We start from the raw sequence: 12043 nt of genomic DNA, 5'->3' as shown, positions 1-12043 counted from the left end.
ATGCCTGAACAATAACCACATACCGCGCCACCGTGGAGATCGGCTGCCCAGTTTTTTCATGGTCTGCGAAGACATTTTTACTATTTTTCCTCGACACAGGCCTGGGCCACCATCCAATCCACAAGAAAGCCCATGGAGCATCTGAACGTGTTCGAGCTTACATTCTGGCAAAACAAAGCCGCTGCGCTGCGGTTTCCCGATCAAGCCGTGATCGACGGCAAACCCCGTGCGGCGCAGTCGGGGCAGACCTTCGCCGCGATCAACCCCGCCACCGGCCAGTGCCTGACCAACGTGGCCGCGTGTGGCGATGAAGAAGTGGACGCCGCGGTACGCAATGCGCGGCAAGTGTTCGAGGCCGGCACTTGGTCGGCGCGTTCGCCGAGTGAGCGCAAGCAAGTGCTGTTGCGTCTGGCCGATCTGATCATGACCCATCGCGAAGAACTGGCGCTGCTCGATTCGCTGAACATGGGCAAACCGGTGATGGACGCCTACAACATTGACGTGCCGGGCGCCGCCGGGGTGTTTCGCTGGTACGCCGAAAGCCTCGATAAGCTCTACGACCAAATCGCCCCGAGCGCGCAGAACGTGCTGGCGACCATCACCCGCGAAGCGCTGGGCGTGGTCGCTGCCGTGGTGCCGTGGAATTTCCCGCTGGACATGGCTGCATGGAAACTCGCACCCGCGTTGGCGGCGGGCAATTCGGTGATCCTCAAACCCGCCGAGCAGTCACCATTTTCCGCCCTGCGGCTGGCCGAGCTGGCGCTGGAAGCCGGCCTGCCGGCCGGTGTTCTGAACGTGTTGCCGGGGCTCGGCGAGCAGACCGGTAAAGCCCTCGGTCTGCACCCGGACGTCGATTGCCTGGTGTTCACCGGCTCCACCGAAGTCGGCAAATATTTCATGCAGTACTCGGCGCAATCGAACCTGAAACAGGTGTGGCTGGAGTGCGGCGGCAAGAGCGCCAATCTGGTGTTCGCTGATTGTCAGGACCTGGATCTGGCCGCAGAGAAAGCCGCGTTCGGGATCTTCTTCAATCAGGGCGAAGTCTGCTCGGCAAACTCGCGGTTACTGGTGGAGCGTTCGATTCATGACGAGTTCGTCGAGCGTCTCAAGGCACACGCCGAATGCTGGCAGCCGGGTGATCCGCTGGACCCGTCGAGCCGCGCCGGGGCGATTGTCGACAGCCGTCAGACCGCGCGCATCATGAAGTTCATCCAACAGGCCGAACGCCAAGGCGCAACGAAGCTCTGTGGCGGTCGACAGTCGATTTTCAACGGCTCCGACAACTTCATTCAGCCGACGATTTTCACCGGCGTGAGCCCGGACATGCCGCTGTTTCGCGATGAAGTGTTCGGCCCGGTGCTGGCGGTCACGGCGTTCGATGATGAGGCCCACGCCTTGCAACTGGCCAACGACAGCGTCTACGGTTTGGCTGCGTCGCTGTGGACCGACAACCTCAATCGCGCCCACCGCGTGGCGCGGCAATTGCGAGCCGGCACGGTGTCGGTCAACAGCGTCGATGCGCTGGATGTGACTGTGCCTTTCGGTGGTGGTAAACAATCCGGTTTCGGCCGCGACTTGTCACTGCATTCATTCGATAAATACACCCAGTTGAAGACCACCTGGTTTCAACTGCGCTCATAACAGCCGCTAATAACAAAACGGAGAACTGGCGATGACCACACCACGTGAAACCCGCGACTACCAGGCCGCCGACGCTGCACACCACATCCACGCATTCGTCGATCAAAAAGCGCTCAACGATGAAGGACCTCGGGTGATGGTCCGTGGCGAGCGTCTGCACCTGTGGGACAACGATGGTCGGCGTTACCTCGACGGCATGTCCGGACTGTGGTGCACCAACCTCGGTTACGGGCGCAAGGACCTGGCCGCTGCGGCGTCCCGGCAACTGGAGCAGTTGCCGTACTACAACATGTTTTTCCACACCACTCACCCGCAGGTGATCGAGCTCTCGGAGTTGCTGTTCAGCCTGTTGCCAGGGCACTACAGCCACGCGATCTACACCAACTCCGGCTCCGAGGCCAACGAGGTGCTGATCCGCACCGTACGGCGTTACTGGACGATCCTCGGCAAGCCCGAGAAGAAAATCATGATCGGTCGCTGGAACGGTTACCACGGCTCGACCCTGGCGGCGACGGCGCTGGGTGGCATGAAGTTCATGCACGAAATGGGCGGCATGATTCCCGACATCGAACACATCGATGAACCGTACTTTTTCGCCCACGAGGGCAATCTGACGCCAGCCGAATTTGGCCTGCGGGCGGCGCAGCAATTGGAAGCGAAGATTCTCGAACTCGGCGCGGACAAGGTCGCCGGGTTCATCGCTGAACCGTTCCAGGGCGCGGGCGGGATGATCTTTCCGCCCGAAAGTTACTGGCCGGAAATTCAGCGCATCTGCCGCAAGTACGACGTGCTGTTGTGCGCCGATGAAGTGATCGGTGGCTTCGGTCGCACCGGCGAATGGTTCGCCCACGAGCACTTCGGTTTCGAGCCGGACACGCTGTCGATCGCCAAGGGTTTGACCTCCGGTTACATCCCCATGGGTGGTCTGATTCTGTCGAAGAAAATGGCTCAGGTACTGGTGGAGCAGGGCGGGGTATTTGCCCACGGCTTGACCTACTCCGGGCACCCGGTGGCGGCGGCGGTGGCCATCGCCAACCTCACGGCGTTGCGCGATGAAGGGGTGGTGGCGCGGGTCAAGGACGACATCGGGCCGTACCTGCAAAAGTGTCTGCGCGAGGTGTTCGGCAATCACCCGTTGGTGGGGGATATTCAGGGTGTCGGGATGGTGGCGGCACTGCAATTGGCTGAGGACAAAACCAGTCGCAAGCGCTTTGCCAATGAGAACGACATTGCCTGGCGTTGCCGCACGATTGGGTTTGAAGAGGGAGTGATTATTCGTTCGACGCTGGGGCGGATGATCATGGCGCCGGCGTTGATTGCCAGCCGTGAAGAGGTTGATGAACTGGTTGGCAAAACCCTTAAAGCGGTTGATCGTACGGCGCAGGAATACGGCCGGCTCTGACATGAAATTAGTGTGATCCCAAAAAGATCGCAGCCTTCGGCAGCTCCTACAGGGGATCGCATTCCTATGTAGGAGCTGCCGAAGGCTGCGATCTTTTGTTTTTGATAGCGCTTTGCACTCTCCCTGGGCATCCCCGCCCACAGCGCCCTTTCGCAGCGCACGCTACCCAGTTTTTTCATCACTCCCATCGACATATTTCCTAATTTTCCTTCTCCCCGCCGTGGTCCAACATCGACTTCGCCAGTCAGCCAAACGCTGCTCACCGAAAGGTCCATCAGAGACCTCAGGTGGCAGCACTTCTCCAAGGCCGCTGGCCGTACTGCCCATGACAAAACTAAATCAACAGCTTTGGGAGTGCTCCATGATCAAGTCCTTGCTGAACTGCATCACTCATCCACTGGCGGTCACCGCCATCGCCGCGACGGTCGCCACCAGCGCCCAGGCCGGCACCCTCTCTATCGGCCACACCACGTGGGTCGGTTACGGCACGCTCTATCTGGCTCAGGACCTGGGCTACTTCAAGGAAGGCGGTTTGACCGTCGAATTACCCGTCGTCGAAGAGGCTTCGATGTACATGGCCGCGCAAGCCTCGGGCGAATTGTCGGGCTCGGCGTCGACCATCGACGAGGTGCTCAAGTACCGTCCGCAATTCTGCTTCAAGGCGGTGGCCGCACTGGATGACAGCCATGGTGGCGACGGTGTTTTGGTCGGCAAGGACGTCAAGAGTTTGCAGGAGCTGAAAGGCAAAGCCGTGGCGGTGAACGAAGGTTCGACTTCGCAGTTCTGGCTGTCTTACCTGCTGAAAAAACACGGCATGAAAATGAGCGACATCACTGTGCAGAACATGACGGCCGACGACGCCGCCACCGCGTTCATCGCCGGTCGCGTGCCAGCCGCCGTGACCTGGGAGCCGCATCTGTCGATGGTCCGCAGCAAGCAACAAGGCAAGGTGTTGATCGACAGCAGCAGCACGCCGGGGGTGATTGTCGACGTGGTCGCGCTCAACTGCACGGTCATCGAGAAGCAGCCGGAAGACGTCAAGGCGTTGGTGGCCGGTTTGTACAAAGCGGTGCAGTACACCAAGGACCATCCGCAAGAAGCTTACAAAATCATGGCCAAAGGCGTTGGCGGTTACCTCGCTGATCCGAAGGAACTGGCCGCTGCCGCGCAAGGCGTGCGCTTCTACGATCAGGCCATGAGCGAGAAACTCCTCGGCTCGCCGGGCAAGCCGGGCGACAGCGAACCGCTGATCAAACTGGCCAACGAGACCGCCAGTGAATTGCAGGGCAAACCCTACAACGTCAGCAATGACGACCTGATCGACAACCGCTTCGTCAGCCCGCTCTAGGAGGTTTGCATGTTCAAGCGCAATTCATGGCTGAGCCGCTGCATCACGCCCAAGACCGGCCTGCCGGTTTCAGTGATCTGGAGCGCGAGCGGTCTGGCCTGGGTGTTGTTGGTCGGCCTGTGGGCCGGGTTGTCTTATGGCGGCGTGGTGCCGGGCATGTTCCTGCCGACACCGGGCGCGGTGGTTGAGGCCGCCGTGCGCTTGAGCCGCGACGGCACGCTCGGCCTGCATGTGTGGGCCAGCCTCGAAGTGGTAATGGTCGGTTTCATCGTGTCGTCGCTGGTGGCCGTGCCGCTGGGGTTGCTGATGGGCAGCTTTCGCATCGTCCAGGCGTTCCTTGAGCCGATGGTCAATTTCATCCGATACCTGCCGGTAACTTCGTTCGTGCCGCTGTTCATTTTGTGGATCGGCATCGGTCTGGAGCAGCGGGTGTCGGTGATCATCTTCGGCGTGTTTTTCCAGCAGCTGGTGATGATCGCGGACGTGTCCAAAGGCATCTCCAAGGACCTGATCAACGCGTCTTACACCTTGGGCTCGAACCGTCGCGATGCGGTGCTGCATGTGATCGCCCCGGCGTCGTTGCCGGGTGTGCTCGACACCTTGCGCGTGACCATGGGCTGGGCCTGGACTTACCTGGTGGTCGCCGAGCTGGTCGCGGCTTCCAGTGGTCTGGGTTACTTGAGCCTTAAAGCCATGCGCGGCTTTCAGGTGGATGTGATTTTCCTGGCAATCGCGATCATCGGCCTGTTGGGCCTGGTCACCGATCAACTGTTCCGTTTCCTACGTCTGAGGATCGCCGCATGGGCTCAGTAAGCGCCGTTAACCCTCGTTTCGTTACGCCACAGGCCGTGCCGGTACACGCCGCGCCACGGCTGCAAGTGGACAAGGTCAGTCTTCGCTATCAAAAGCCCGATGGTGGAGTGTTCACCGCGCTGGATAAGGTGTCGTTCGAAGTGCCAGATCAGCAATTCGCCGTGCTGGTCGGGCCTTCGGGCTGCGGCAAGTCGAGTTTGCTGTACCTCACCGCCGGATTGAATGAGCCCACGGAAGGCGAGATCTACGTCGGTGGTCAGCAAGTGCAGGGGCCGGGTGCGGATCGCGGCATGGTGTTCCAGAGCTATACGCTGTTCCCGTGGCTGACGGTGCGGCAGAACGTCGAGTTCGGCCTCAAGCGTCGCGGCATGGCGGCCGCCCAGCGCAAGGAGATCGTCGACTACTACGTCAACGAAGTCGGCCTGACCGGGTTCGCCGACAACTACGCCAAGCAGCTGTCCGGCGGCATGATGCAGCGTGTGGCGATTGCTCGGGCGCTGGCCAACGATCCGCAAATCCTGCTGATGGACGAGCCCTTCGGTGCACTCGACAGCCAGACGCGTCTGCAAATGCAGCAGCTGTTGTTGCGGGTCTGGGGCAACAGCAAGAAGACCGTGTTGTTCGTGACCCACGATATCGACGAGGCGATTCTGCTGGGCGACCGGGTCTACGTGATGGGTGCGCGGCCGGGTCGGATCAAGCAGATTCTGGATGTGCCGATCGAACGCCCACGGACCCTGGACATGGTCATGGAGCGCTCGTTCATCGACATGAAGCGCAAGATCTTCGGGCTATTGCACGATGAGCTTGAAGAAGAGCATTGAGTTTGCACAATCCCTGTGGGAGCGAGCTTGCTCGCGATTGCGGTGTGCCAGGCAACATCGATGTCGACTGATCTGCCGCTATCGCGAGCAAGCTCGCTCCCACAGGTTTTGCGTTTAACCGGAGTTACGGCGCTGCTGGCAAGAGGAAACGGGCGATCACCGGCAAGTGATCGGAGATCCGCAAGGTATCGTCCTGTCTCACCGTCGCCTCGACCCGTTTGATCCGCGGACTGTAGAACAGGTAGTCGACAGTCCGGTCCGGGCCGTTCAAGCCCGGATCGTTCGGGTAATGAGTCAGCCACCGTGCCCGGTCGATGCCGCTGGCTTCGTTGTTGGTCGGGATCATCGGGTATTTGTCCCACAGCACATGCAGCGCGCTGTCGGCGGAGTAGGGCGTGCGTTGCGCGTCGGGCAGACGTCGATATTGCCCCAGCGGCAACAGGTTGAAGTCCCCACCGATCAACCACGGCGTGCCGCGGCTTTCGAGCTTGTCGAGGACTTTGACCGTGGCCGTCACCTGGGATTGCAGCGTCTCGTCTGGCGGGATAACGCGGTCCAGATGGGTGTTGAGCACCGCTATCTGGCTGCCGTCGCCCAATGGCAGATAGGTGATCAACAAGGCATTTTTCGGTTTGAATTGGCGGGTGATGAAGTTGGCCGGTCCGATCGGTAATTGCAGGCGCTCGGCGTGTTTGATCTGGTAGCGGCTGAGGGTGGCCAGCTGCCGGCCGACGCTGCCAAAGATGTGCGGCTCAGGCACGAAATCGGCTTTCCAGTCGAAGGCTTGAGCGCTGCACGGATACAGGTCCGCGACTCGCTCCTGAAGCAGCTTGAACTGGTTTTGGTAATCGCTGGTCTTGGCGCCGTCATCGAGCTCTTGCAACAGCACGACGTCCGGTTGCTCGTCGCGGATCACCCGCGCCACTTCATCGAGGCTGAAGGCCATGTCTTCGGACGTGGGTTTTTCGTCATTGCCGGCCGCCAGGTCATTCCAGAACACATAGCGTTTCCCCGCCAGGTACTGGACGTTCCAGGTCATTACCTTCAGCGCCTGACCGGGCACCAGCGTCGGTGCCTGGGCGTTACAACTGACCGGTAAGGCTTCCTTGGCTTCGGGGCGCCAGGTCAGGTTGTAGATCATCAAGGCAATCAGGCCGGTCACGATCAACAGGCCCAGCAGGGTGTAGCGCAGTAGACGGGTCATGGCTCGGCTTATAGCGTTACAAAAGTTGAGCCCGAGCATAACCGAGCGTCGGACTTAAGCCCAAGGGCGAAACGGCCTGCGCATCAATTAGCCGTAACACGCCCCCTGTAGCAGCTGGCGAAGCCTGCGTTCGGCTGCGCAGCAGTCGTAAAATCAGCGCTCACGGTGAACCAGGCAGACCGCGCTCACCGGATTTACGACTGCTTCGCAGCCGAACGCAGGCTTCGCCAGCTGCTACAAGTTGCGCGTCGTCTAGTCAGAGCGGACCGTCAATTTTCTCGGGCACATCGTCAATCAGCATGAACAAGCGGAACAGCACCACGCTGACGAACAGTTGCAGGAAACTGTGAGCGCTGTCGATCAGCAGGGAAATCACCGGGTTCTGCGGTTCGGGATAGACCGCAAGGGTCGCGCCCTTGAGCACCCACAACGGGCCCATTACACAGAGAATGCACACCAGAATGCGCAGGAAATGGCCGCGGGTCAGGCGCAGGCTTTCCTTCATCGCCGCCAGCGGTGCGAAGCCGCGCAGCACCAGCAGGTACTCGCCAAACGCCAGGGTCACCATCAGCCAGATGCCTGGCAGGAAATACAGCGACAGGCCGATCAGGATCAGCAGGGTATTGAGCGCGGTGAGCAGGGCGAATCGTGGCCACAGGTAGGCCGACCTCGACAACAATTCGCGGTTGCTCGGTGATTCGCCACGGCTGCGGGCATCGAGAAACAGGATCAGCGCGGCGGTGTACAGCGGATACACCAGCAAGCCGACCATCACGCTGATACCGGGAAAGCTGTCCGGCTCGGTGGAGTGATCGACCACTTGTTGCAGCAGCGCCTCGAAGATCACCAGCGGCAGGCACAGCCGCACGATCTGGCCCAGATTGCGCTTGAAGAAATACAGAGAGTCACGCAGCACATCGAACGAATTCATCAGTCGGTATCGCAGGTTGGAAGCAGTGGCCCACTTTAACCGATGAAGCACTTTGGGGCGCAAACGTAAACGTTCGGTAAAGGTCATTGAAACAACTTGTTTCAGCCTCCATTAAGGTTGTGCACCTTATCCTCTTTGGAAAAGGGCAACGATTTCTCCGGCACTACGAGGTCGCCATGAACAGCGAAGAACAAACCCTGATCGATGGACTGTTTTCCCGGCTGCAACAGGCCGAAACGGACTCAGCCCCGCGCGACGCCCAGGCTGAGGCGCGGATCAAGGAACACCTGACTCGCCAGCCCGCCGCGGGCTATTTCATGACTCAGGCGATTCTGGTGCAAGAGGCCGCCATCAAAAGCCTCGACGAACAGAACAAACAACTCGCCCGGCAAGTCCAGCAATTGCAGGCCGAACTGCAATCGGCCAAGGCTCAACCGGCTGCTGCGGCGCCGAGCAGCGGTGGCTTCTTGTCGAGCATCTTCGGTGGCGGTTCCCGTGATCCGCAGCCAGCGCCGACCCAAAGCCCACCCGCATCGAGCGGTGGCGGCTGGCGTGAACCGGCGCGGCCGTCGTTCAACTCGCAACCGCCACAACAGAACTTCGGCGCGGCGCCGCCTCAGCAGAATTACGCCCCGCAACAGCCTGCCGGCAGCAGCTTCCTCGGTGGTGCGCTGAAAACCGCCGCCGGTGTGGCCGGTGGTGTGATGCTGGCGCAAGGCATCAGCAGCCTGTTCCATCACAATCAGCAGCCGGAAGTGGCTGAAGTCATCAAGGAAGAACCGGCTCAGGTCAACGATCAGAGCGGTGACAACGGCTCGGGCGAAGATCAGCGCGTGGCTGACAACTCCAATGATCAGGGCGGTTTTACCGACGCCGACTACAGCGATGACAGCTCATCGTTCTTCGGCGGTGACGACGATTCCTTCGTCTGATTCATCTGTGGCGAGGGAGCTTGCTCCCTCGCCACACGGCCGATTATTCGCGGAACAATCCTTCAGGCTGGCATACTGGGCAACTTTTCGGGCCTGGTGCCTGATCCTGCCCGCGCTCCGGCGCGCCAACGAGGATGACCGGTGAAAAAAATCGCAGTGTTCGCCGATGTCCAGAACCTCTATTACACCGTGCGTCAGGCCTATGGTTGCCATTTCAACTATGCCGCGCTGTGGGCTGATATCAGCAAGCAGGGCGATATCGTCGAGGCCTATGCCTACGCCATCGATCGCGGCGACAGCAAACAACAGCAGTTCCAGCAGATCCTGCGCAACCTCGGCTTCGTCGTGAAGCTCAAACCCTACATCCAGCGCAGCGATGGCTCGGCCAAGGGCGACTGGGACGTGGGCATCACCCTCGACATCATGGACGCCGCCGATCATGTCGACGAAGTGGTGCTGGCCTCCGGTGACGGTGATTTCGACATGTTGCTGGAGCGCATCATCACCAAGCACGGGGTGCAAGCCGTGGCCTACGGCGTGCCGGGCCTGACGGCCAACTCGCTGATCCGCGCCGCCAGCCGCTACGTGCCGATCGAAGGCGCGCTGCTGCTCAAGAATTGATTTTTACGGAGTTGAAACAGGTTTGGAACGCATAGCAGTCATCGACTTTGAAACCACCGGGATCTCCCCAAGCAGCAGCTGCCGGGCCACGGAAATTGCCGTGGTGATCCTTGAACAGGGGCGCATCGTCGAGCGTTACCAAAGCCTGATGAATGCCGGCGTGCGCGTCCCGGCTTTCATTGAACAACTCACCGGCATCAGCAACGCCATGCTGCGCACCGCACCGTCGGCCGAGCAAGTGATGAACGAAGTCAACGAATTCGTCGGCATCACACCGCTGCTGGCGCACAACGCCGCGTTCGACCAGAAGTTCTGGGACTTTGAACTGGGGCGTATCAAACGCACACGCTTGCAGAACTTTGCCTGCTCACTGCTACTCGCCCGCCGTTTGATGCCCGCCGCGCCGAACCACAAACTCGGCACGCTTACCACGTTCGCCAACCTGCCTCACACCGGTAAAGCTCACCGGGCCATGGCCGATGCCGAGATGGCGGCCAATCTGACGGCGCATTTGGCACAGGAACTGCGGCAGAAGCATGGGTTGCGGGAGTTGTCGCATGATCTGCTGGTCAGCTTGCAGAAAGTGCCAGCGGCGAAGATCAATGAACATCTCAAGCGCCATCGCGGGTTTTAACTGACACACCACAAATCCCCTGTAGGAGCTGAGCTTGCTCGCGATGACGGTTTAACAGCCAACATTGATGGTGACTGACACGCCGCCATCGCGAGCAAGCTCAGCTCCTACAGGAGAACTATTTGCCATTCCCTTCCAGCTGTCCTAGTGGCACGCGCTTCTCTATCGCGCTCGACAGCACAATCGACGTCTTGCTGAACCCGAACTTGGCGATCCGGTTGATCAACTCTTCCAGCTCCGGCATCGAACCCACGGCCGCTTGCATGATCACGCACGGATCACCCGTCACCCGATGGCATTCGGTCAGTTGCGGGATTTTGATCAGATCGTCGTAGGCCTTCTGATTACCGTGCTGGTTCAACCGCAGTTCGATCACGCACTGGATCGGCAAGCCAAGCTTGGCCATGTCGACTTTCGCCTGGTAACCGGTGATCACCCCGCAGGCTTCGAGTTTGGCCACGCGCTCGGCCACGGCCGGGGCGGACAGGTTCACTTTGCGCGCCAGGTCGGCGTAGGACGCACGACCGTTTTCCAACAGGGCGCTGAGGAGCATGCGGTCGTATTTGTCCATCGTCGGACTCCTGAAAAATGACTGACTTTCGAAAACACGGTTTATAGCGATGATCTCCGTGTTTTGAAAAGTGTACCGGCGCTATAAACAGGTTTTGTAACTTATTTTACGCCGCTGGCCTTTCTAGAATAGCTGTTCACTTGTCTTGCCTACGAGCTGCCCCATGCCTGGCTTACGTCGTTTTCCCTTACCGTTGATCGCTGCCTTTTTCGCGTTGTACGTGATTTGGGGCTCGACTTACCTGGTGATTCGCATAGGTGTGGAGTACTGGCCGCCGTTGCTGCTCGCCGGTATCCGCTTCGTGATCGCCGGGACATTGATGTATGCGTTCCTGCGTTGGCGCGGGGCGCCGGCACCGACCTGGGCGCAGTGGAAAGCCGCCGGGATCATCGGGATTTTGCTGCTGGCGTGCGGTAACGGCGGGGTGAGCGTGGCCGAACACATGGGCGTCGCCTCGGGTGTGGCTGCGTTGGCGGTGGCGACGGTGCCGCTGTTTACCTTGCTCTGCGGATATTTCTGGGGCGCGCGTAATACCCGTCTCGAATGGGCCGGGATTGTGCTCGGGCTGATCGGTATTGCCATGCTCAACCTCGGTTCGAACCTGCAATCGAGCCCGTTGGGTGCCATGTTGCTGATATTCGCGGCAGCTTCCTGGGCCTTCGGTTCGGTGTGGAGCAAACACTTGCCGCTGCCCCAAGGCGCGATGGCCAGTGCTGTGGAAATGCTGGTGGGCGGCGTGGTCCTGTTGATCGGCAGTGCACTGAGCGGTGAGCATCTGGAGGCCATGCCGCCGATCGAAGGTTGGGCGGCCCTGGCCTATCTGACCTTCTTCGGTTCAATCATCGCTTTCAACGCCTACATGTACCTGTTGAAACATGTGCGTCCGGCGGCGGCCACCAGTTATGCCTACGTCAACCCGGCCGTGGCGGTGTTGCTGGGGATCGTGTTTGTCGGTGAGACCATCGGTATCGAGGAAGCATTGGCAATGGCGGTGATTATCAGCGCCGTGGTGCTGATCGGATTGCCGCAGTGGCGCCGTGCGCCCGAACGGCCCGCCGTTGTTGTGTCGACAGAATCCCGTGTGAATTAGGGTAAACTGCGCGCCATTACACACCCGCGCTG

At 60.0% G+C, this 12043-nt stretch carries 12 protein-coding genes; 9 read left to right on the top strand and 3 right to left on the bottom strand.

The annotated features are described in order from the left end of the window. Positions 1-147 precede the first annotated feature (147 nt). The 5 genes from ACA079_RS28475 (at position 148) to ACA079_RS28455 (ending at position 6028) form a co-directional block, all read left to right on the top strand. Entirely contained in the window at positions 148-1641 is a 1494-nt protein-coding gene (locus ACA079_RS28475; protein WP_497701722.1) for an aldehyde dehydrogenase, read from the top strand. Positions 1642-1672: 31 nt separating this feature from the next. Next, the gene (locus tag ACA079_RS28470; RefSeq protein WP_497701721.1) at positions 1673-3043 is read left to right on the top strand and encodes an aspartate aminotransferase family protein; all 1371 of its coding nucleotides are present in this window, start codon (positions 1673-1675) and stop codon (positions 3041-3043) included. A gap of 361 nt (positions 3044-3404) precedes the next feature. Further along, positions 3405-4391, top strand: a complete 987-nt coding sequence (locus tag ACA079_RS28465) for an ABC transporter substrate-binding protein (protein WP_497701720.1) — start codon at positions 3405-3407, stop codon at positions 4389-4391. 9 nt (positions 4392-4400) lie between these two features. After that, on the top strand, positions 4401-5204 hold the full coding sequence (locus ACA079_RS28460) for an ABC transporter permease (protein ID WP_008149230.1): 804 nt from the start codon (positions 4401-4403) through the stop codon (positions 5202-5204). Then, on the top strand, positions 5192-6028 hold the full coding sequence (locus tag ACA079_RS28455; protein WP_461962425.1) for an ABC transporter ATP-binding protein: 837 nt from the start codon (positions 5192-5194) through the stop codon (positions 6026-6028). The genes ACA079_RS28460 and ACA079_RS28455 overlap by 13 nt, the downstream gene beginning before the upstream one ends. 124 nt (positions 6029-6152) lie before the next feature. Here ACA079_RS28455 and ACA079_RS28450 read toward each other — a convergent pair whose 3' ends face one another. Together ACA079_RS28450 and ACA079_RS28445 are read right to left on the bottom strand one after the other, a co-directional pair. Beyond that, positions 6153-7232 carry an endonuclease/exonuclease/phosphatase family protein gene (locus tag ACA079_RS28450; protein WP_497701719.1) on the bottom strand — a complete coding sequence of 360 codons (1080 nt, stop codon included), beginning with the start codon at positions 7230-7232 and terminating at the stop codon, positions 6153-6155. A 256-nt stretch (positions 7233-7488) separates the two neighbouring features. Continuing rightward, entirely contained in the window at positions 7489-8163 is a 675-nt protein-coding gene (locus ACA079_RS28445) for a YciC family protein (RefSeq protein ID WP_497701718.1), read from the bottom strand. 176 nt (positions 8164-8339) lie between these two features. Here ACA079_RS28445 and ACA079_RS28440 point away from each other — a divergent pair, with 176 nt between their 5' ends. The 3 genes from ACA079_RS28440 (at position 8340) to ACA079_RS28430 (ending at position 10350) form a co-directional block, all read left to right on the top strand. Further along, positions 8340-9095 (top strand): DUF2076 domain-containing protein, encoded by a 756-nt coding sequence (locus ACA079_RS28440; protein WP_497701717.1) that lies wholly within the window; start codon positions 8340-8342, stop codon positions 9093-9095. 141 nt (positions 9096-9236) lie between these two features. After that, the gene (locus tag ACA079_RS28435; protein WP_046048735.1) at positions 9237-9716 is read left to right on the top strand and encodes a LabA-like NYN domain-containing protein; all 480 of its coding nucleotides are present in this window, start codon (positions 9237-9239) and stop codon (positions 9714-9716) included. Positions 9717-9738: 22 nt separating this feature from the next. Beyond that, positions 9739-10350, top strand: a complete 612-nt coding sequence (locus ACA079_RS28430) for a 3'-5' exonuclease (protein ID WP_046048736.1) — start codon at positions 9739-9741, stop codon at positions 10348-10350. A 118-nt stretch (positions 10351-10468) separates the two neighbouring features. Here the strand turns inward: ACA079_RS28430 and ACA079_RS28425 are convergent, their stop codons facing one another. After that, positions 10469-10921 (bottom strand): Lrp/AsnC family transcriptional regulator, encoded by a 453-nt coding sequence (locus ACA079_RS28425; protein WP_008149219.1) that lies wholly within the window; start codon positions 10919-10921, stop codon positions 10469-10471. Between the two features lie 163 nt (positions 10922-11084). On the opposite strand from ACA079_RS28425, the gene yedA reads away from it, so the two are divergent. Continuing rightward, positions 11085-12011, top strand: coding sequence for a drug/metabolite exporter YedA (gene yedA / locus ACA079_RS28420; protein ID WP_415771575.1), 927 nt, complete (start codon positions 11085-11087; stop codon positions 12009-12011). Positions 12012-12043 lie beyond the last annotated feature (32 nt).

The organism is Pseudomonas sp. LBUM1645, from assembly GCF_059716185.1.
The sequence above is the reverse complement of the archived record's forward strand: the minus strand, read 5'-3'. Positions and strand labels throughout refer to the sequence as shown.